Annotated in this window: 12 protein-coding genes and 8 pseudogenes; 11 read left to right on the forward strand and 9 right to left on the reverse strand. The window is 60.4% G+C overall.

Annotated features, from left to right (window positions below):
- Window positions 1–147 (reverse strand): annotated as a pseudogene (locus XI08_RS03625) (transposase); the annotation flags it as partial.
- A 1,955-nt stretch (window positions 148–2,102) separates the two neighbouring features.
- Between XI08_RS03625 and XI08_RS03630 the strand changes: the two are divergent.
- The 3 genes from XI08_RS03630 to XI08_RS03640 all read left to right on the forward strand — a co-directional run bounded on the left by XI08_RS03630 (window position 2,103) and on the right by XI08_RS03640 (window position 5,834).
- The gene (locus XI08_RS03630) at window positions 2,103–3,257 is read left to right on the forward strand and encodes a thiolase domain-containing protein (protein WP_271573384.1); all 1,155 of its coding nucleotides are present in this window, start codon (window positions 2,103–2,105) and stop codon (window positions 3,255–3,257) included.
- 4 nt (window positions 3,258–3,261) lie between these two features.
- Window positions 3,262–3,642, forward strand: a complete 381-nt coding sequence (locus XI08_RS03635) for a Zn-ribbon domain-containing OB-fold protein (RefSeq protein WP_271573385.1) — start codon at window positions 3,262–3,264, stop codon at window positions 3,640–3,642.
- A gap of 92 nt (window positions 3,643–3,734) precedes the next feature.
- Window positions 3,735–5,834, forward strand: coding sequence for a 3-hydroxyacyl-CoA dehydrogenase NAD-binding domain-containing protein (locus XI08_RS03640; RefSeq protein ID WP_271573386.1), 2,100 nt, complete (start codon window positions 3,735–3,737; stop codon window positions 5,832–5,834).
- Between the two features lie 100 nt (window positions 5,835–5,934).
- Here the strand turns inward: XI08_RS03640 and XI08_RS03645 are convergent.
- Window positions 5,935–6,208: pseudogene (locus tag XI08_RS03645) on the reverse strand (IS3 family transposase); the annotation flags it as partial.
- Between the two features lie 43 nt (window positions 6,209–6,251).
- Here XI08_RS03645 and XI08_RS03650 point away from each other — a divergent pair.
- Window positions 6,252–6,557: pseudogene (locus XI08_RS03650) on the forward strand (IS30 family transposase); the annotation flags it as partial.
- Here the strand turns inward: XI08_RS03650 and XI08_RS03655 are convergent.
- The 3 genes and pseudogenes from XI08_RS03655 to XI08_RS03665 form a co-directional block, all read right to left on the reverse strand.
- A pseudogene (locus XI08_RS03655) lies at window positions 6,557–6,740 on the reverse strand (IS3 family transposase); the annotation flags it as partial. The pseudogenes XI08_RS03650 and XI08_RS03655 sit on opposite strands and share 1 nt — an antisense overlap.
- 239 nt (window positions 6,741–6,979) lie before the next feature.
- Window positions 6,980–7,720, reverse strand: coding sequence for an IS21-like element helper ATPase IstB (gene istB / locus XI08_RS03660; RefSeq protein ID WP_271573387.1), 741 nt, complete (start codon window positions 7,718–7,720; stop codon window positions 6,980–6,982).
- Window positions 7,721–7,732: 12 nt separating this feature from the next.
- Window positions 7,733–8,559: pseudogene (locus tag XI08_RS03665) on the reverse strand (Mu transposase domain-containing protein); the annotation flags it as partial.
- A gap of 8 nt (window positions 8,560–8,567) precedes the next feature.
- Between XI08_RS03665 and XI08_RS03670 the strand changes: the two are divergent.
- From XI08_RS03670 to XI08_RS03685, 4 genes are all read left to right on the forward strand, one after another.
- Entirely contained in the window at window positions 8,568–8,828 is a 261-nt protein-coding gene (locus tag XI08_RS03670) for a DUF5372 family protein (protein WP_097669842.1), read from the forward strand.
- Between the two features lie 110 nt (window positions 8,829–8,938).
- Window positions 8,939–9,466 carry a helix-turn-helix domain-containing protein gene (locus tag XI08_RS03675; protein ID WP_271573388.1) on the forward strand — a complete coding sequence of 176 codons (528 nt, stop codon included), beginning with the start codon at window positions 8,939–8,941 and terminating at the stop codon, window positions 9,464–9,466.
- A gap of 53 nt (window positions 9,467–9,519) precedes the next feature.
- Window positions 9,520–9,744: a hypothetical protein gene (locus XI08_RS03680; protein ID WP_271573389.1), complete on the forward strand. Its 225-nt coding sequence runs from the start codon at window positions 9,520–9,522 to the stop codon at window positions 9,742–9,744.
- The gene (locus XI08_RS03685) at window positions 9,737–11,803 is read left to right on the forward strand and encodes a recombinase family protein (protein ID WP_271573390.1); all 2,067 of its coding nucleotides are present in this window, start codon (window positions 9,737–9,739) and stop codon (window positions 11,801–11,803) included. The genes XI08_RS03680 and XI08_RS03685 overlap by 8 nt, the downstream gene beginning before the upstream one ends.
- Before the next feature lie 18 nt (window positions 11,804–11,821).
- Here XI08_RS03685 and istA (XI08_RS03690) read toward each other — a convergent pair.
- Together istA (XI08_RS03690) and XI08_RS03695 are read right to left on the reverse strand one after the other, a co-directional pair.
- Window positions 11,822–12,569 (reverse strand): annotated as a pseudogene (istA, locus tag XI08_RS03690) (IS21 family transposase); the annotation flags it as partial.
- A gap of 205 nt (window positions 12,570–12,774) precedes the next feature.
- Window positions 12,775–13,121, reverse strand: a pseudogene (locus XI08_RS03695) (transposase); the annotation flags it as partial.
- A gap of 246 nt (window positions 13,122–13,367) precedes the next feature.
- Here XI08_RS03695 and XI08_RS03700 point away from each other — a divergent pair.
- The 3 genes from XI08_RS03700 to XI08_RS03710 all read left to right on the forward strand — a co-directional run bounded on the left by XI08_RS03700 (window position 13,368) and on the right by XI08_RS03710 (window position 17,946).
- Complete coding sequence (locus tag XI08_RS03700) at window positions 13,368–14,855, forward strand: porin (RefSeq protein WP_271573391.1); 1,488 nt, start codon at window positions 13,368–13,370, stop codon at window positions 14,853–14,855.
- Between the two features lie 1,005 nt (window positions 14,856–15,860).
- Window positions 15,861–16,232, forward strand: a complete 372-nt coding sequence (locus XI08_RS03705; RefSeq protein WP_271573392.1) for a hypothetical protein — start codon at window positions 15,861–15,863, stop codon at window positions 16,230–16,232.
- A gap of 181 nt (window positions 16,233–16,413) precedes the next feature.
- Window positions 16,414–17,946 carry an integrase catalytic domain-containing protein gene (locus XI08_RS03710; protein ID WP_271573393.1) on the forward strand — a complete coding sequence of 511 codons (1,533 nt, stop codon included), beginning with the start codon at window positions 16,414–16,416 and terminating at the stop codon, window positions 17,944–17,946.
- A 248-nt stretch (window positions 17,947–18,194) separates the two neighbouring features.
- On the opposite strand, the gene istB (XI08_RS03715) is transcribed toward XI08_RS03710, so the two are convergent.
- A complete protein-coding gene (istB, locus tag XI08_RS03715; RefSeq protein WP_271573394.1) occupies window positions 18,195–18,962 on the reverse strand; it encodes an IS21-like element IS1631 family helper ATPase IstB in 768 nt (255 codons plus the stop codon).
- Window positions 18,940–20,621, reverse strand: a pseudogene (istA, locus tag XI08_RS03720) (IS21 family transposase); the annotation flags it as partial. The gene istB (XI08_RS03715) and the pseudogene istA (XI08_RS03720), both read right to left, overlap by 23 nt.
- Between the last annotated feature and the right edge of the window lie 70 nt (window positions 20,622–20,691).

Genomic DNA, 20,691 nt, shown 5'->3' on the forward strand with positions numbered 1-20,691 from the left:
TGCTGCTCCGGCTTCATCTGCCCGTGGCCGGGAAAGGCTTGCACCGGATCAGGAGCCGAACTCTTTCATCCATTTGCGCAGAACATTCTCATGAACATCCAGGTCGCGGCCGGCTTGCGCCACCGATACCCCACGCTCCCTGACCAGCTTGACCGCCCCGACCTTGAACTCGCGACTGAATTACGTCTCTTCATCGCCCACCTCCGGCTTCATGAAACACCTAATCTCGGTGTCCATCAAACCGGCAGCAGCTCAAGGATAAGGTGTCGGAATATGAGTCGCCCTCTGGCGTCATCATTTCGCAAAAAGTCTCGTCCATTCTGAAAGAGTGTTCAGAAGCTCGTGATCCAACTGGATGTGGTTGGACTTACTCCTCCCATCCTCTATGCAACCGTACGGGTACATCCCACATTCGATGGAGCGAGGACGTCCTTCAAGTTGGTTCGCAGATTAATCTTGGGTGTGGGACACCGATACACAGCCGGGATCAGGCGCACGTTCTCAATTGGCCCGCCCCTTCGATCGTCTGCATCACTTACACGATGCGGGGATCGCCGGTCCGGAGGTCGCTCTGAACACCGTCCGGCCTGGCTCCGCCTGCAGCGACGTCGCCAACGCGTCCTATCGCACGATTGAACGTTTGGGTTTCTAAAAGGATTCCCGCTGTGGGTACGCCGTAGGCATCGACTGGCTCGAGCCGACCGCAACCCTCAAGGATGCGATCTGACGGAGCTAAGCCAAATATGACCTTCCATCTGATGTTGGGCAACTGGATCGAGGAGGACTTCGGTTATGTCTTTGACGAGATATTCCGTGTCACCAACTCTAGAGCTGAAGTACTAACTGGCGCACCACGGATGCTTTTCGAGCTTTAGAGTTCTAGATAGCATCAGGCTGCCAGGCCCGCGCTGAGAGCGCCAGTGCGACTTTTCTGTGTTTAACGAGTGTGAGATCATGATCTATGCCCAATGAACTAAAACTTGTTTACGATCAGCGGGTTGCGAGAAAGCTCGCGAGGCTGCAAAGCAAGCATCGGTCTTTCGAACGGGTAGCGATGCGGAAAGATGCTTCGGAGCGGAGAAGTTCTCGACCAATTAGCACTAGATTACATTCGGCGTCATGAGGGATGTGTCTGCCCAAAGCTAGGATCGATCTGGGCGACGAGCCGATCAGGCTGAGTGGCTTTGCTGGATCGGAATGACCTTGATGCCGTCGGCCGAATCTGACACGAGCGCAGATGCGCATATTTGGACGGTGTTTCGACTGCAAATTCCGCGGCGGCCCGGCTGGACGCCATGGAGATGTCCTGCAAAACCTTTGTCATGCCGCGCTTGATGGAGCTCAAAGCCTTTGAGCGCTTTGAGGGGCTAATGCTGCCGTCGCGTGCCCGGGAATGCTTCTCCATCGCGTTCCAGAAGCCGAGTGCGCCATTGCCGGATGCCCCTTAATCGCAGGCCGAGATGCCGCGCAGTAAAAGACGGCAGCAGGGCGTCCGAGCCGCGCCGACAGCGGCGGGATCGTGAGATGAAGGCGATCCGATCAGCTCCAGTCACTCTGCGGCCTCCGACCTTGGGGCGGACATCTCGATCGCGCCGATCCGTAGGACTCTCACGGGCAGGGTCAAAGCCGGTGCCGTACCAACACGAGCATCGCCACCCAGCTTCGGCCACACAGTCGTGTCCAGAAATTCCTCCATTGGTCGGATCGGCTGGGACTGCCCCGGCTCTCAGACCTCAACTTCTCGAATCGCCCGGTGCGGACCCGCATGCCGGTGCGAACTCGATCTCTCGCCGCCCCCGGGGAGCAGCTTACAGTTCCGTCCTCCAAAATTTCTGGCGGTGGATCGTCAACCGCCGACGGTCGATGGAAGGCCAGAATGTTAGTGGTCTCGTCCGTGGGGGGCGCTCTTGTTCTGGCCGGCTCGTTTCCGCCTTGATACGCCGCATCTCTTTCAGCCGTCATACCTACCTTTCCGCATAGCTCCTTCGGGAGCTGCGCCGGTGGTAAACATCTAAACGGCCTTTCGTACGCGGCGCTTTCAGTCAAGGCGGGCGTGCATTCCGAGCGAAGCCGGGATTTGAAAAGAAGGCAGGATGTAAACGATGCTCGTTGACAAGCGGACCTACATAGTTGGTGCCTACGAGCATCCAACACGAAAAGCGCCCGACAAGTCGGTGGTGCAGCTTCATGCAGAATGCGCCGCTGGGGCCTTGGCTGACGCTGGACTGACCAAAGACGATGTGGATGGCTATCTTTGCGGTGGCGACGCGCCAGGCATGGGCCCGCTTGGCATGGTCGATTTTTTAAATCTAAGGGTGCGATATTGCGATTCGACCGACATTGGGGGCTCGGCACCCTTGCAGCACGTCGCCCACGCAGCCCAAGCTATTGCAGCAGACAAGTGCAGTGTTGCGTTAATCACCCTAGCGGGGCGCCCTTGCAGCGAGCGGATCGACTATTCGCTGAACGCCGCGCAGCCGGACTTGATGTGGGAGACACCGCTTCAGCAAAACACGCTAGACTTCTATGCGATGTGCGCACGCCGGCACATGCACGACTACCGCACCAGCAGCGAACAGCTGGCGTGGATCAAAGTTGCCGCGTCGCAGCATGCGCAGCACAATCCGCACGCGATGCTTCGCAATACCGTCACGGTCGAAGATGTGCTGTCTTCGCCTATGGTCTCCGAGCCTCTCCACCGACTCGACTGCTGTATCACATCGGATGGCGGCGGCGCTGTTGTGGTAACCCGCGCAGAAGTCGCCAAGAATCTCAAGCGCCCACTGGTGAAGGTTATCGGGACAGGAGAAGCCGTCCAGGGACAGGCGGCCGGCCATGTCGAACTCACCGCTTCGGCGGCCAGGCAATCGGGCGCCATCGCCTTTGCCGATGCCAATGTCCAGCCAAGCGATATCCGATACGCCTCGATTTACGACAGCTTCACGATCACAGTCCTCATCGCGCTTGAGGATCTCGGATTTTGCGAGAAAGGACACGGGGGGCGCTTTGTTGCCGATGGGAAGTTGATCTCAGGCGTTGGCCGATTGCCCATCAATACGGACGGCGGAGGTCTGTGCAACAACCATCCGGCCTACCGGGGTGGAATCACAAAGGTGATCGAAGCCGTTCGTCAGTTGCGTGGCGACGCACATTCCGCAGTGCAGGTTCAAGACTGTGCGTTGGCGCTTGTGCACGGCACCGGCGGCAGATTAGGCGCCCGGCACGGCAGCGCGACTCTTATTCTGGAACGGGAGTAGATAGATGGTTGGAACAAGCTTCATCGAGAACAGTCCGGAAACCAGGCCATTTTGGGATGCCGCCGCTGCTGCCCGGTTCGTGCTGCCCGTTTGCAGGAGATGTCAAAGGATGCATTGGTATCCGCGAGGTTTCTGCCCCTATTGCATGTCGACGATGCTCGATTGGCAAGAGTCTCGGGGCGATGGCGAGATTTACTCTTTCTCGGTGAATCGACTGGGAAAGCAACCGTACGTGCTCGCGTATGTAGCGCTGTGTCGAGGCCCAATCATGCTGAGCAACATTATCGATGCCGATCCGTCCAAGCTATCGATCCGCGATAGAGTTAGGGTAGTTTTCAAGCCTGCCGTCGGGCGGGCGCCCGTTCCACTATTTGCCCTCGCCTAGCTGGTGCGTCCCCTACCCGCAGTGCGTGCACTTCAGCCGCGCCGCCGCGGCGATCACCGCGGTGAGGGCCCCAACGAACAACGAGAACCAAAGTGAAAAATCTGGTCAGTTATAGCTTGGATGCCGGCGTCGCCCTTGTCACGATCGAAAATCCACCGGTCAACGCGCTCAGCCGTGCCGTCATCAGCAACCTCATTGAAGCTCTGGACCGCGCTGCGGCCGATCCGGCCGTGAAGGCCGTCGTGCTCACCGGAGGTGGCCGGAACTTCAGCGCTGGCGCCGATATCGCCGAAGTTGAGGAACCATCGAATGGTCTTGAGATTGGGGCCGTCAATCGGCGTTGCGAAATGCTCGGTAAGCCCGTCGTCGCAGCGATCCACGGTTGGGCGTTCGGTGGCGGACTAGAGTTGGCGCTTTCCTGCTCAGCACGGGTGGGTACTCGCGGCGCGCAAATGAGCCTGCCCGAGGTCAAGCTCGGACTCATTCCCGGCGGCGGCGGCACGCAGCGCTTACCGCGGATCATCGGTGCGGAAGCTGCCCTGGATATGATCGTCCAGGGCAACCCTGTCGATGCGGTGACGGCAGCGAAGCTGGGCATGATCGATCGAATCGTCGAGCGAAATCTCCTGGACGGTGCGAAGGCTTTTGCGCGAGAGATCGCAGACAGCGGCAAGCTACCAATTGCCGCACGGGACCGTAACGACAAGCTTGTCGCATCGGGAGCTGATTCCGCAATTTTTGAGGCCCGCGCGCGGGAGCTGACAAGGCGCGCACGCGCTCGGGGACTCGAGGCGCCCCTCGCTTGTGTCGATGCTATCCGCATGGCTCTCAGCACCCCATTCGACGAGGCGCTCGAAAAGGAGCGTGCGATCTGCATTAAGCTGGCGAGAGGATCGCAGTCGAAGGCGCAACGTCATCTTTTTTTCGCAGAGAGGACCGCGGCGAGGCTCGCCGGCAAGGTAGGGAATGTGCAACCGCGCGAGATCTGCAAGGCGGCCGTCATCGGCGCCGGCACAATGGGTGGTGGCATCGCAATGTGCTTCGCGAACGCTGGCATTCCCGTCACGCTTCTCGAACTGAACCAGGAGGCGCTCGATCGCGGCCTTGCTGTCGTTCGCAACAACTACGACGCGTCGGTCCGGCGCGGCTCGATTACGGCCCAAGCACGCGATGAGCGTATGGCACTCTTTGAGGGAACGACATCCTACGACGACCTCCGAGGAGCTGACATCATCGTGGAGGCGGTCTTCGAGGACATGGCGCTCAAGAAGAAAATCTTTCACTCGATTGACGGTGTCGCCAAGCCCGGCGCCATCCTTGCCTCAAACACATCCTTCTTGGATGTGAACGAGATTGGGGCTGTGACAAATCGATCCGCTGACGTACTGGGCATGCATTTCTTTTCACCGGCCAATGTCATGCGACTACTCGAGATCGTGCGCGGCGCGAAAACAGCCCCCGACGTACTAGCCACCGCGCTTTCGGTCGGCAAGCGAATTGGCAAAGTGCCGGTCGTTGTCGGCGTCTGCTACGGATTTGTAGGCAATCGCATGCGCGCTGCCCAATTTATGCAACTCGAAGATCTGCTTCTCGACGGGGCGCTGCCCGAACACGTCGACAAGGTTTATACCGATTTTGGCTTTCCCATGGGCCCATTCGTTGTTTATGACCTCGCTGGCATCGACATCGACTGGCGCAACCGAAAGTCACTCGGCAAGACAACCGCTATTGTTGACGCCCTGTGCGAAGCCCGGCGCTTTGGGCAGAAGGCCGGCAAGGGCTTTTATCTCTATGGAGCCGGCTCGAGGACGCCGGTGCCGGATCCGTGGGTGAAGTCGCTCATCGAGGATAAAGCGCGCAAGGCAGGAATTAGCCGCCGCGATGTGGCGGCACAGGAGATTGTAGAGCGCACGATCTATCCCATGGTCAATGAGGGAGCCCGCATCCTGAAAGAGGGGATTGCAACGAGGTCTTCCGACATCGATGTCATTTGGACTCATGGCTATGGCTTCCCGATCGGGAAAGGAGGTCCGATGTTTTGGGCGGACCAAGAGGGGCTGTCGAAGATTGTGGAGCGCCTTGGATATTGGTACACCCGAACGGGCACCGTTACTTTCCAACCAGCGCCGCTCTTGAAAGAGGTCGCGCTTTCGGGTGGCGCTCTTAGCGGACGAGATAGCGATCTACGTTAGAGCGAACTTCAGGTCCGGATGGGACGAGCGGTGGCGCTAAGGCGGCACCATGTCATCTGGAACAGCCGAATGAGCTGCTGCCGGTTTGATGGACACCGGGTTAAGCTAATCCCACCTGGCGCTCGAACTCAAACGGGCTGAGATAGCCGATCGTCGAGTGCCTGCGGGTCGTGTTGTAAAATCGTTCGATGGAGTCGAACACATCGGCTCGGGCCTCGTCTCTGGTCCTGTAGGTTTTGCCTTTCCGTTCGCTTGAGCGACGAGAAGAAGCTCTCCATCGCCGCGTTGTCCCGGACATTGCCGGAACGGCTCATGCTGCAGAGAATGCCGTGGTCGGCCATCAAACGCTGGAACTGCTCGCTGGTGTATTGGGCGGATTCAAACGGTCGTCGCAACACCATGACGTTGGAGGTTGCGATGAAGGTTGTAAGTCGACGTTCGGCACGATCAGGACGAGCGCCATTGCCATCGCCAGGCCGGCCGTCTGTTGCAGGACGTGATAAACAGAATAGATTTTGGAGGGCGATTGCCACAGGGCAGAGCAGCGAAGATGCTGCGCTTGAGGCTGGATTATCGCAACCTGTCGGAAGCAGATTGTTCCGGAAGGCGGGCGGCATGCCACCAGCGATGTTCAGATCTTCGGCCAAACCTCTCTCCGGGCGCTACCTTTCATTGGCTGAACGCGAGGACATTGCCCTTTTAAAGGTGCAGGGCCATTCCATCGATTTGGTGGAGGCCGCAGTCCGCCCCCTCGGCGAGCAGATCACGCCACACTCGGCGCGCGCCATAGGTGCGGTCGCTGGCCATGAAGCTGGCCTTGACCTTACCGCCGAGGTCTTCGTCGCTGCGGGATCTGGCGCTCGGCGAGCGGTTCAGCCAGGCATGGAAGCCCGACCGCGACACCCCAGCGCATCGCATATGCGGATTCCAATGATCGCGCGCAGGTGAAGCCCCCGATCGTTAAAGGCAATTGGCACTATCGTTAGCCCGTGGTCAAGCGGCTGCCGAAGTGATCACGTCACATGTTTGATGGTGTCGCTCGGCGGAGCGAAGCTGACCGGGCGCGCACCTTCAACAGTGCCGTAGCGGCCGGTCGGCTTCGCGGGCTGCAATGCAGTCTCGGTCTTCATCGGCCGATCACGTAATCAAGGTCGAGGAAGAACGGGCGAGCGACGCATGGAGTCGCCGTTCAGTTCGAGCCTGTGAGCGTTGTGAAGCAGGCGATCAAGTATGGCGTCAGCGTAAGTTGGGTCGTTTATGAGCTCATGCCATTTGGCAATTGGGAGCTGGCTGGTGATGAGGGTTGATCGACGGCCGTAGCGGTCTTCAAGGATTTCCAGCAGATGATGACGGGCATTGGCGTCGATGGCCTGGAGGCCCCAATCGTCCAAAATCAGGAGCTCGACGGTGGCGATGCTCTTTATCCGCGAAGTGAGTCGGCCGTCGCCCCGGGCAAGGTCCAGTTCTTCGAACAACCGCGGCAGCCGGGTGTAAAGTACAGAGTGGTTGTCCCGGCAGGCCTTGTGACCAAGCGCACAGCCAAGCCAACTTTTCCCGACGCCGGTCGGCCCGACAATGGCGCAATTCTCATGGTTCTTGATCCAGTCTTCCTTGAGCAGCATGTCGAACAAGCGGCGATCGAGCCCCCGGGGAGCGCGGTAGTCGACATCCTCGGGCACGGCATGATGACGCAGCTTTGCCTTACGAAGACGAAGCGCCAGGCGCCGGTTGTTACGCCAAGTCGCTTCATGGTCCAGCAGCAACGCCAGCCATTCGCCGTGAGCGAGACCCTGGGCCTCCTCGTTGTCTGCAAGGCTCGTGAAGGCATCGGCCATGCCGGTCAGGCCGAGCCGGGTAAGCAAGTGGAGTGTGGGGTGTGTCAGCATTTTTTTCCCTTTTTAGTGGTAATAGTCCGAGCCTCTGATGTTGGTGTGTATGATCGGCTCGCGCTCGGGGGACGCAGGCGTTGCAACGCGATCGAGCCCCTTCTCGAGGATCGATTTGACGCTTGGGTAGTTGCGAGCCTGGATCTCAATCGCACGCAGCGCGGCCGCCTCGAGGCGCTCGGCGCCAAAGCGCTTCTCAAGCCGGATGATCCCCAGGCACGAACGATAGCCCTGTTCGGGATGCGGCCGATCCTCGATGATCCGGTCGATCAGCAGGCGCAGCATCGGGCCGATCCGGCTTGCCTCGCTGCGGATCTTTGCCGGCGTCCACTCGCCATAGCGCCGGTGGCTGGAGGGCATGTGGGCGCTGATCGTCGTGTGCCGCCCGTTGCCGCTGCCGCGCATGTGCGCGGCGATACGCTCGCCCCCCAGGAAGATATTTCAACGGTTCGCGTGCAGATCCGCGCTTCGACTTCCCGACGGGCGAAGCGATAAGGCACCGAGTAGTAGTGTCGTTCGATCTCGACGTGATAGTCGAGCCCGACCCGGCATCGGCGCCATTCGGCATGGACCCACGGCTCGCCAGGAAGCGGCTTAAGATTCGGCGCATCAATTTCCTCGAACAGCTGGCGCCGTGTGCGGCCATACTGACGCAGCACCCGTCCGTCATTGAGCTTGGCCAGCCACTCGGCGATCGCACCGTTGAGCTCGGCCAGGCTGTAAAAAGTTCGGTTGCGCAGCCGCCCCAGCAGCCAGCGCTCGACGATTCCGACGCAGGCCTCGGCCTTCGCCTTGGAGAAAGTCGTCGACTGCAGGCCGTGTAGGTACGACCCGCCAAAAGGTACGGATCACTCATCCCTTCCATCCGCTATGCGGTCGCATGTTCGATCTGATCTGCCGGCGGCGACATTGGGGCGAAGACCGGGTGATCTATGAAGGGCAGAATGGACGACTTTGCACGATTGCGAGCGCCTGGACCGACATCGATCCCGGGGATGAGTTTCGGCTGATTGCCGCGGGTCGAGCAGCCTTTAGGACCATTGATCTGCTAGCCCTGTGTGACGCGCTGGATAGGCTTGCCGAGGGATTGAGGTCCGACGATGCGTAAAGAGAATTGCGCCGCGTATGTAAAAGGAATGACGCCGCACCACAGCAGCCAAACGAGGGATTTTTACAAGTTTGTCAGCCTAGTATCAGCATATAGTGCTGACTTTGGGCTTGATCATCAAGATATATGGGCATATTTATATTTACGACGATTCGAGGCCACGCATGAGGAAGGCCAAAAAACAGGATACGAAGAGCGCGGCGCTGGCGCAGGACGGCGTCCTCAATCCCGCCCCCGAAGCTGTCCGCGACCTGCTGTTCGTCGGCAATCCATTCTTCGATGCCAAGGACTTGGTCCAGGTCCGTTACGAGATGGTGCGGCGCCATCAAGTCGACGGCGTTGCCATCAGCGAAGCCGCCGCGACGTTCGGCGTCACCCGCCCAACCTTCTACAAGGCCCAGAGTGCGCTGCAGAGCGCAGGAGTCGCCGGCTTGCTGCCGAACCGGCGAGGCCCCAAGGGGGGCCACAAGATCTCCGCCGAGGTCATTGCGTTCGTAGCCGACCTCAAGGCTGCAAGCCCCGAGCTGACGACACCGCAATGTCTCGATGCGATCGAGACACGCTTTGGCGTCACGGTGCACAGGCGCAGCCTGGAGCGGGCGCTGGCGCGCAAAAAAAAACGACTTACTTCAACCTGATCGTTCCGCCGGCGGACGCCACGGACCGTTACGAGGAGCTACGCGCCGCGGTATTGCGAGGCGAGCTCGCCGCCTGCTTCGGCCTCGGCATTCTTCGCCGCCAAGGGCTGGCTGCATGGATCAGAGCGCTCGGGCAGCGCCGCCACGCCGAGATGGCGTACTGCGATCATCCGACCACGCCAGCGATCAAGATCGATTCATTGCCTGCAGCGGGCGACCTCACGCGCCTCATCGCCGGCATCATTATCGCCATTGCAATGGAGCCCGCCCATGGCTGAGCTCAAGGTTACTACCGAGCATCTCAAGCGCGCCGCCTACCTCTATGTCCGCCAATCGACCCTCCGCCAAGTCGCCGAGCACGGCGAAAGCACGCAGCGCCAATATGCGTTGCGCGCTCGGGCTATCGCCTCGGGCTGGCCGATTGAACGCATCCACGTCATCGATTGCGATCTCGGCAAATCAGGGTCAAGTACGACAGCACGCGAGGGCTTCCAGCAACTCGTGAGCGAGGTGGCGCTGGGCAAGGCCGGCATTGTCATGGGTCTGGAGGTCTCGCGGCTTGCACGCAACTCGGCTGACTGGCATCGCCTCATCGAGTTGTGCGCGTTGACGATGACGTTGATCCTCGACGAGGACGGAATCTACGATCCAGCAAACTTCAATGATCGCCTCCTGCTCGGCCTTAAGGGCACGATGAGCGAAGCCGAGCTGCACATCCTCAAAGCACGCATGCGCGGTGGCCAACTCAACAAGGCGCGACGTGGCGAGCTCGAGATGTGCCCTCCAGTCGGCTTGGTTTACCGGAATGATCGGACCCTCGGCCTCGATCCTGACGCCCAAGTGCAGAATGCCATCCGTCTCGTGTTCGACACCTTTGAGCGGATCGAAAGTGCCGTGCAGACCGTCCGCTTCTTCCGAGAGCAGGGTCTGTTGTTCCCACGTCGATTGCGCGCAGGTCCAAACAAGGGAGACCTCCTGTGGGCGCCGCCGAATCATGCACGGATCCTGCAGGTGCTCCACAATCCACGCTACGCCGGCGCCTTCGTCTATGGTCGCACGCGCACACGGTACAGACCCGACGGCGGCAGCAGTGTCGTCAGGGTTGCTAAGGCGGACTGGCAGTTCGTCATGCCGGGCATGTACCAAGGCTACATCGACTGGGAACGGTTCGAAGCCAATCAGCGGCGGCTCGCCGACAATGCCCGCGCCTTCGGCGGCGAACGGCGCTCGGGGCCGGCACGCGAAGGACCGGCGTTGCTGCAAGGTCGCGTGGTCTGTGGCCTCTGTGGCGAACGCATGGGTGTGCGCTACAGCCAAGAGCACAGCCGCATAGTGCCGACCTATGTCTGTCAAGCTAATGCGGTGCGGCGCGCGGGATGGACATGCCAAACGGTTCCCGGGAAGCTCGTCGATGCTGCGATCGCCGACCTGATGATCGAGCTGATGACACCGATGAGCCTGGCGGTCACTTTGGAGGTTCAGCGCGAGCTCGAGGCGCGCGCCGCGCAGACTGACGCAGCGCGTCGCCAGCATGTCGAGCGGATGCGGTATGAAGCTGAGATCGCGCGTCGGCGCTACATGAAGGTCGATCCCGACAACCGCCTTGTCGCCGATGCGCTCGAGGCGGAATGGAACGAGAAGCTGCGCATTCATGCCGATGCGGCCGAAGACTACGAGCGCCGCAGCAAACAGCAAGCCGCAGCACTGAACGCCCAGACCCGACGGCGCATTCTCGATCTTGCCGAGCAACTGCCACGAATCTGGCACGACCCGCGTGTCGACGTCCGCGAGCGCAAGCGTATTGTGCGTCTACTCATTGACGACGTAACCCTGATCAAAGCGGAGAAGATCACTGTTCACGTGCGCCTGTCGGGCGGCGCGACGCGCTCCTTGGTGCTCGAACGGCCGTTGCCTATCGCACAGATCCGCAAGTTCAAACCCGAGCTCGTCGCCGAGGTCGATCGTCTCCTTGACCATTACTGCGATCGTGAGATCGCTGAGATTCTCAATCAGAACGGATGGCGCACATGGGAGGCAAAGCCGTTCAATCTGAAGAAGATCGCCTTCATTCGAGGTGCCTACAAACTGGCGAGTCGATACGATCGACTGCGCCACTGTGGTATGCTCACGACGCGCGAGGTCGCAGCGAGGTTTGGCATTGCCAAGACCACCGTGCAGGAGTGGGGCCGTCAGGGGCTCATCAAACAGTGCTACGCTGACAGCCTTAACCGTGGACTGTGGGAGATCCCATCAAATACGACTATCCTTAAAGGCCGCGGCGGCCGCCGCTCCCGCAAACCACAAACAACATCTATCACCGCGCAACTGTCAGGATGAGGTGCAATATGAAGCAATCGCCTTATCTCTCGGACGACGCGGCCGTGCCGGCACAATCGCCGTGCCGTAATGCTGCGCCATATCGCTGTAGCTGCGGTTGACCATGGGGTCATAGAGGCAGGCCTTGATCACCGCCACCTTGGCGTTGTCGGGCACCAGCAGTTGCGTGGCGCCGCCAAAAAAGCTGAAGGCCGCGTTATGTCCCGCGATCCAGTCGCCGAGCTGCTCGGTCCACGTGGCCAGCGCGAACGACAAGCTGGACGCGCCCATGACCGCCACGAAGATGTGCGCGTCACGCACCTCGCCGGTCTTACGGTCAACCACCGGCACCGTCGCCGGCATAGTCGACAAACAATTTCTCGCCCCCGCCGTGGTGCTGGCGCATCACCAGCGGCAGCCGGCCTTCCCAATTGCGGAACAAGTCACAGAAACGGCTGTACCGGTACCCGTCCGGATGCTCTGCAATGTACTCGTCCCACAGCACCTGCAAGGTCACGTGCTTGTGCTTGAGCTCGCGGGCAATAACGGACCAGTCAGGCTCGGCCACCTTGCGGCGCCCCGGCTTCACGCCAGGCACCCCGTACAGCAGTTGCTCCAGCTCGGTGTTGCTGATCGCTTCCGGGACGGGCCACGCCAGACCGGCGCGCGCAAACCGCTTCAGCGTGTCACGGACCGTTGTCGGTCCGACGCCGATACGCTCGCCAACCACGCGCGTCGAGAGCCCAGCCTCAAGGCTCAATCTCACAATCTCGCGCACCTGGCGCATGATAACCCTCCTCGTCGGCATCCAATTCTCCAAGCTGCTTCCAGCCGGAGAAATGGCCAACGATCAGGCCTCACACCATCCGAAACTGCGCGCGATCAAGTCGGAATGATGCGCGGAGAATGCTCGGAACGCTGCGCGCGATCATTTCGGAACCCCGCGCGCCATCAACTCGGTACGGTGCGCGCGATGACCTCGGAATCGGCACATCGCATAGCCATGCCACCGGCCAGATCGCCCGGTGCTTCGCAATGAAGACGAACTTCATGTCGCTTCCTTCGCGAAGAAGGCTGCGACCTTTTTTAGATATCCCGTTCGGCCTTCAACTTGGCGACCTCACGGCGCAACCGCTCGATGTCCTGCTGCTCCGGCTTCATCTGCCCGTGGCCGGGAAAGGCTTGCACCGGATCAGGAGCCGAACTCTTTCACCCATTTGCGCAGAACATTCTCATGAACATCCCGGTCGCGGCCGGCTTGCGCCACCGATACCCCACGCTCCCTGACCAGCTTGACCGCCCCGACCTTGAACTCGCGACTGAACTTACGTCTCTTCATCGCCCACCTCCGGCTTCATGAAACACCTAATCTCGGTGTCCATCAAACCGGCAGCAGCTCGTCCCGACTCGTCACGGTGTGCGCTAGACCCGAGGTGGACGGTCCGATTCAATCCTAGAACCGCCTGAGTTGCGCAATCTGATGCAGCATTTCGGCGCTACAGGACGTCTATAGCTGAATATCGGCGTTTAGAGACTCCTAATATGTGTGGAGCGGAGGGGAGAATCCGCTCCAAGGGGGACATCCATGAAACCTACCAAAACTCTTATTGTTTGCTCTGTTGCAATGTTCGCGACTGCCGGAGCGCAGGCGGCCGATCTTTCGGTGAAGGCGAAAGCTGTCGAGTACGTGAAGATCTGCTCGCTCTATGGTGCCGGATTCTACTACATCCCGGGCACTGACACTTGCATCAGGCTAAGTGGCTATACGCGTGCCTGGCTCGGCATAGCCACGAACTCTCTCGCTGTCCCCGCGGACAGCGGCTTGGGTGGGGCGCATAACCGCCTTAGCAATTACTATACTTCGCGTGCGCGCCAATCCCTGAATATTGACACGCGCACGGCGACCGAGTACGGGTTGGTCCGCACCTACGCCCAATTGGTGTTTTCTTGGACAAGTGGTGGTACTACCGGCCTCCCGGGGGGGGGGACTGTTAATAGCACGACGGGCCCGACGCTGGGCGTTTATGACGCGTTCATCCAATTTGCTGGATTCACATTTGGTAGGGCCCAATCACAGTTCAGCGCCCCTTGGGCAGACTACCCGGGTAACTGGTACGAACTGCAGGGCAGCGGCGGCTGGGAGCGCGTGAACCAGGTTAGTTATACTGCTGATTTTGGGCAGGGCATCACGGCGTCCTTGTCAGCTCAAGATCAGGTTCAAAGTTATCAAGCTAACATCTGGAACGTGAGTGGCGCGACGGCCGCCGGTCTCTCAACGGGTAACTATGGTGCGAGCGATTTCGGTGGTTCACGCGCGCCAGACCTCGTCGCGATGGTTCGCGTTGATCAGGCGTGGGGGCTCTTCCAAGCGTCGGTCGCTGCACACGACAACCATGCTGCCTATTATGGCGCGACCGAGGTAACTGGCCATCCCGCCGACAAATGGGGGTGGGCTGGGCAGTTGGCGCTGTCGATCAAGAATATCCCGACCGGGCCAGGGGACACGATCAACATGGCTGGCGTGTACACGAAGGGAGCAAGCCGCTACAGCGTTAATAGTTTTATGAACACGACCTTCGCGAACTACGGCGGTACGAGTGTGGCGGGTGCTTACCAGAGCATTGGACTTGCCGGTCTTTCTGATTCGGTTTTCGTTGCGGGCGCTGGCCAGGAGTTGACCACGACCTACGGCTTCAATGGCGGCTATACCCACAACTGGGATCCCCGCTGGGCTACCGCACTCTACGGCGGGTTGGTTGCTGTCCGTCATAATGATACGGCCAAGGCTTACATTTGTGGCGCGTTCGTCGCTGGTCTCGCATTGTCGAGCGGGCTTGCTGGCTGCAATCCCGACTTCAACTATGCGACGGTCGGTACGTACACCTCCTGGACCCCAGTCAAGGGGCTGACCTTCCTAGCCGAGGTCAATTACACGATGCTTGATCAGAAGTACGCGAGCGGAAGCACTGTGACAATGCCCGCTCAGGCGGCTATTGCTAAGCCAGCCGGCTTTTATGAACTAAAGAACCAAAATAGCCTGACGATGCTGCTGCACGCTCAGCGCAACTGGTGAGTCTCTCGTAACGAGCGAAAACGACAAAAGAATTCGAGGCCTAAGTTTGACCTCCGCAAAGCCTCCGGGATGCCCCCCGGAGGCGCTTTTGCGTTTCAGATCAGATTTTCAGAGTCGTCCGTGAACAAGCCTCTAAGCAATTGAGTGGGAGTCAGTTTATTGGAAGCGGAGGCATTTGAGATTGCAGGGATTGGGAGCTTGAGAAGCCCAAACCTCGCCATTTCGTTTTATGGGTTCCTTTCGCTGCGGACCATGATTCTGTGTTGCGTCGGAAGGAGACGATGAGGCCGAAGAAGCATAAGACGACGGAATCCAATGGTCTGGCCCGGGCACGGCTGCACCAGATCGTCGACATGAAGCACGAGCTGTGAGGTGGTCCCGGTTGTCTGAACAGCAATTCCGCGTCGATAAGTGGAGCGCCTGCGAAAGGTAAGCTACCGCGCGGAACGACAGCGGGTTGAAGTAAGCTTGATCCGACGTCGCTCGAATGCGGGCGCCGACCCTTTACAACGTTTAAGAACGCCCACAGATCGCTTTTCGCGAGGCTCTTTATTGGCATGATCCTTGGCGCCGAGTTTGCCTTCACGACACCGTCGATAAGGCCGCCGATGTCGTTTTTCGCTGCGACCTGGACGGGGCGCAAGCGGATCGTTGGCTGGAAGTTCCAGCATGTATGTTCGGGTGGACGGCATGCCCTGACGAGCCTTTGACAGCTCATCCTTGTGAGCTTCGATGCACTTACCGCGCTTTCTGCGCTCCTCGATCTGGCGTTGAAAGATCGCATGCCATCAGCTGTCCTGGTTTCTGGCGCATCGAAAGGCTCTCACGACCAGAATCGGGGAGCGACTCATCTCACGCCAGACCGCAATGCAAGGGAGCGGATATCGACACAATCAAAGAACCGCGATTGCAGCAGCAGATGAATCTGTTCGGGAGCGGCCTGCTGAACAGCGCCATCGGCGCGCCGGCATGGTCGGAGCTGCCGGCGGAAGCACGGGGCGCCGAGTGGCGGGCGAGCTTGAGGCGCGCTGGAACATGGCGCTAGCTCACGCGGCGGAGGTCGAGGGCAAAATCCACACGCATGATGCGGGCGACGCCCGCCCCATTGCTGATCCAGCTTCGCTCGGCGTTCTGGCCACGAACCTCAGAGCGGTCTGGGATGCGCCGACGACGGATGCCCGCCTCAAGAAGCGCATTGTGCGCCCCCTCATCCATGAGCTCGTCGCCAATATCGGTGCTGCGGCCTCCAAGATCGTCCTCGTCGTCCACTGGATCGGCGGCGTTCACAGCGAGATACGCCTGCCCAAGCGCCGGCGCGGGGGGGGCGGCGTAACAGCACCCGCTAACATCATCAAGCTGTGCGCCAACCGGTGCTGATCGCCGGTCTCCTTAACCGCAACGGGCCTCAAGACAGGCAACGGTCATCGCTGACGCGCGAGCGTGTCACCTTTGTCAAGCGACGTCCGGATTTGACCCCGCATTGCCTCAGTAAAAATGTTACCGGACAACTTCCCTGTCGTGTCTGGGGCGGAGCTGCCGAATCAGTTCGGTGGCGGGTATGGCAGGGAAGATCAGCATGCGCGCAAAGCGCGAGATCACATCAGCGCTGGTGGAGCGTTATCGGGCGAGCGGACGGCTCGAGAAGGCACGGATCCTGGACGAGCTGTGTGCCGTCACGGGATGGCATCGCAAGCACGCGATCCGAGCACTGTCGGTGGAGGGGGCATCGGGATCGGCCGTGCCGCGGCGACGGAGCCGGACCTACGGAGCTTCCATTCGCGTTGCACTGATTGTGCTATGGGACGCCTCTGACCGGCTCTGCAGTAAGCGGCTCGTCGCGATGATCCCGTTTTTGCTTCCGGCTCTTGAACGGCACGGCAGATTGAAGCTTTCTGCCGATGAGAGGTCGAAGGTTTTGAAGGTGAGCGCGGCGACGATCGATCGCCTGCTGAGCGACGTAAAGATCGCAGCAGCCGGAGGACGCCGACGGCGCGCGGGCTTTTCCAGTGCCGTACGGCGGCAAGTCCCGGTGCGTACATTCAATGACTGGGGATCACCTCCGCCGGGATACTGCGAAGCGGATCTGGTTGCGCACGGCGGCATGTCCGTATCCGGCGCGTTCATTCAGACGCTAACAATGGTGGATATCGCAACGGGGTGGACCGAATGCTTTCCGCTCGTCGTGCGTGAAGCAGCTCTTGTGGTCGAAGCTCTCGAGTGCGCGCAGAACCTATTTCCCTGGCCCGTTCGGGGGCTCGATTTTGACAACGACAGCGCCTTCATGAACGACACGGTCGTGTCGTGGTGCCGTTCTCACGATGTCGAAGTCATTCGTTCCAGGGCCTACAAGAAGAACGATCAAGCATTCGTTGAACAAAAGAACGGAGCTATCGTTCGCCGCCTGGTGGGCTACGGGCGGTTTGAAGGCATTGATGCCGCTCGCTCATTAGCTCGCCTGTTTGCGGCGGCACGGCTGCACATCAATTTCTTCCAGCCCTCGTTTAAGCTGAAGGAGAAGCACCGCGAAGGTGCCAAGGTGATCAAGCGCTATCTTCCTCCCGCTACGCCGTACGAAAGAGCATTGGTCCATCCGAGGCTCAATGAGGCAATCAAAGGTCGGCTGCGGGAGATTGACCGCACGCTTGATCCGGTGGCATTGCTGGCGCAGATGCGGGACGCTCAGAATGAGCTGGGTAAGCGTGTTGATCAGCGGGCCGGAAAGCCAGCCATGTCCGTCGCGCCGGTGCAAAGCGACTTGACCGCCTTTGCCCGAGAGCTCGGCGACGGTTGGAAGAAGGGTGAGCAGCGCGGCATTCATCGGCGCCGCTATGTGCGGCGCAAACCTGCGCCACGTCGGCCATCGATGCTCGACCCATACATTCCCATGATCGAGGAATGGCTCGCCGCGGCTCCGCACTTGTCCGCCGTCGATCTCCTCTCCCGGCTGGCAGCGCATGCGCCGGGTCAGTTCAGTGGCCATCAGCGGCGTACGGTGCAGCGGTTGGTGAAGAATTGGCGATCAAAGGTCGCTCGACAGCTCATCAGCAGCACCGAAACCATACTATCGATCCAAGCTTCCCTCGCTGTCTAAATCCCACGTGCAAGCCGCTCCCTCGCTACGGCGCTCTGGAGGGCGCGCTTCGCGAGCGGCTTGCTCGGACCCGCGGGGTCCAATTCGCGCGACAGCTGGGGCCGCTTCGGTAACATTGTCATCTGAGGCAATATGCGGGGGCAATTTTCCACGTCGCCCGACAACCTTGATGCCCCGCGGGTCACTTCAAATTCCTCCGGGTGTGGTCAGTCAAATTCCTCCACCCGCGAGGCAGGACATGATGATTGTTAGTTTGACATTGTTTCCCGGGCAAGGGCTTCAGCGGCCTCTTTGAGCCGATAGCTGCGTCCGTCGAACTCAAGCAGATGGCAATGATGCATCAGGCGATCGAGGATCGTCGTGCTCATGGTGTTGTCCCCCAGGTATGTCCCCCAATCCTGCACGACGCGATTGGAGGTGACGATGACGCTGCGGTTGAGTTTGTAGCGTTGATGGATCAGGGTCTGCAGCAATGCGCCGGCGTCGTCAGGGATGGCGCGTGCGAGGAACAGATCGTCCAGCACGAGGAGATCGCAGTCGATGATGGCTCGCAGCCGGACGTCGCGTTGTGCCGGGGAGTTCATGGCGTAGCGGTGGAAGAAGTCATCGGTCTCAAGATACTGGACCTTGTGGCTTTGCAGGATCGCCTGATAGGCAATCGCCTTGGCGATGTGGGACTTCCCGGTGCCAGGTTTGCCGACAAGCAGCGCGTTCTCGCCGGCGGCAATGAACGCCAGGGTGTGGAGCTGGAAGCAGGTTTGGCGCGGCAATTTGGGATTGAAGGACCAGTCGAACTCGGCGAGCGTGAGCTTTTCGTCGAGCCCGGATTGCTGGTATCGTCGCTCGATAAGGCGGGACTGACGACGGTCCAGTTCGTCCTGCAGGATCAGGGAGAAGGTCTCGAGGAAGGGCTGGTTGGCGCCCTGCGCCTGCAGCACGCGGGTCTGCAGCGTGTCTCGGACGCCTGACAGGCGCAGCTGTCGCAGGCAACGTTCAATTTCCGGCATGGTCATCATGTGGTTTGGTCTCCAGTTTGAGGTGGGAAGCCGCGGGAGCGCTCGTGGCGCCGGAGCTGGCCGGGGTTGCGCAGGCGCCACGAGCGCGGGTTGCAGGGGCGCGGTCGTCGTGAGCCTCGGCCTGCCGGCCATTGGCGCCGGCATCGTGCCGCACGGCACGGCTGAAGAGATCGCCGTATTCGGCTGGAGCGCGGATCAGCGGATGATCCTGGGTGAGCGGCGATGCCGGCTGTGGCGTCGTTCCAACCTGCGCGATCGCCTGTTCGAACAACCGCTCGACGGTCGCACGCACGTGCTTGTAACGGTAGATGCGGTTCTCGACGGCGTGCGTGCAGGCCTGCTCGACCAGCCGTGCCGGATACTTCCGGCTCAGCCCGACAATGCCCCACATCGCGCGCTGTCCGGGGCGCCCCTCGGTGTCGAACACTTGCTGGCATAGCGCCCTGGTCTGCGGCCCGATGCGCTCGGCGCTCGCCAGCAGCACGGCGGTTTGCCGCGACGGATTGAACGGCCGTTCGCTGGTCGGCAGGACGACAGAACCGGGGTGCGTCATCCGGGAATGAACACGCAGCAGCGCATGGGTGTGGCGATCACGGATCTCGATCGTGGAGGCGTAGATCCGCACCACGACCTGACTGCCGATGGGTGCAGGCCGCGCGGCGTAATAGCTGCTATCAACACGCACGGTGGTATCGTCGCAGACGGTCCGAACGACCTCGGTGAAGATGCGGAAGGCAGCCACTGGCAACGGCCGCAGGTGTGGCTTCTCCTCCTGGAACATCGCCTCGACCTGACGACGCGTGCTGCCGTGGATGCGCTTGGAGGCCCAATTCTCCTCCCAGTGCCTCAAGAACTCGTTCTGGGCTTCCAGTGTCTCGAAGCGCCGTCCGGCCAGCGCGGTGCCCTGGGTATGTTGAATCGCACTCTCGACGCATCCTTTCCGATTGGGATCGGCTACCCGCGCGGGATCGGCGACCACGGCGTAATGAGCCAGCATCGCGCTGTAAATCGGGTTGAGCTCGGGCTCGTACAAATCCGGCTTGAGGACGCCTTCCTTCAGGTTGTCGAGCACGACATAGCTGGGGACCCCGCCAAAATACCGGAACGCCTCTTCGTGGAGCTGCGCCCAGACTTGTTGGCTGGACTTCCAGACCACCCGCCGGAAGCTGCGCCGCGAGTAGCGCAGCGTCATCACGAACAGGCGGGGACGGCGGTACCGGCCGCTCCTGGGATCAATCGTCAGAGCGCCCTCGCCATAGTCGACCTGGGCCTCCTCGCCGGGGAGGAACTCAAGTCGATCAAACTGCTCGGGATCGCTGTGTCGCAACGTGCGCACAAACCGCTTGACACTCTGGTAGCTGGACGGAAAGCCAAATTGATCGACCAGGTCCTGGTAAATCGCCTGCGCATTCCGCTTCAGGCGGACCTGTTCTTCGATCCCGTCCGATGCGGTTCGCAAGCCGAACGGGCCAGGCTGCTGGCGGCTGTCGCTCCCGATGCCCCAGAAGCCGGTGGTCGGGGTGGAGGAATTTGGCCGTCCACGCTCACCGGGCCGGTGGTCACTTCCCCGGGGGAATTTGCCTCCGCATCAGCCCGCAGCGCCCGGTAACGCCGGATCGTCTTGCGATCGACCCCCGTCAGCCTGTGGATCTTGACCTGCCACTGAGTTTTCATCCGGTGGCGGTTAGAGTCTCGGGGTTTTGTACGCCAAGTGGCGCGGGTGGAGCAA

Origin of the sequence: Bradyrhizobium sp. CCBAU 11361 (assembly GCF_028128935.1) — a bacterium.
Classification (GTDB): Bacteria; Pseudomonadota; Alphaproteobacteria; order Rhizobiales; family Xanthobacteraceae; genus Bradyrhizobium; species Bradyrhizobium niftali.

Bases quoted from the DNA above. Each gene is read 5' to 3' on its own strand.
- istB (WP_271573394.1), bottom strand. From the start codon at position 18,962: ATGATGACCATGCCGGAAATTGAACGTTGCCTGCGACAGCTGCGCCTG.
- XI08_RS03685 (WP_271573390.1), top strand. From the start codon at position 9,737: ATGGCTGAGCTCAAGGTTACTACCGAGCATCTCAAGCGCGCCGCCTAC.
- XI08_RS03700 (WP_271573391.1), top strand. From the start codon at position 13,368: ATGAAACCTACCAAAACTCTTATTGTTTGCTCTGTTGCAATGTTCGCG.
- XI08_RS03710 (WP_271573393.1), top strand. From the start codon at position 16,414: ATGGCAGGGAAGATCAGCATGCGCGCAAAGCGCGAGATCACATCAGCG.
- XI08_RS03635 (WP_271573385.1), top strand. From the start codon at position 3,262: ATGGTTGGAACAAGCTTCATCGAGAACAGTCCGGAAACCAGGCCATTT.
- istB (WP_271573387.1), bottom strand. From the start codon at position 7,720: ATGCTGACACACCCCACACTCCACTTGCTTACCCGGCTCGGCCTGACC.
- XI08_RS03630 (WP_271573384.1), top strand. From the start codon at position 2,103: ATGCTCGTTGACAAGCGGACCTACATAGTTGGTGCCTACGAGCATCCA.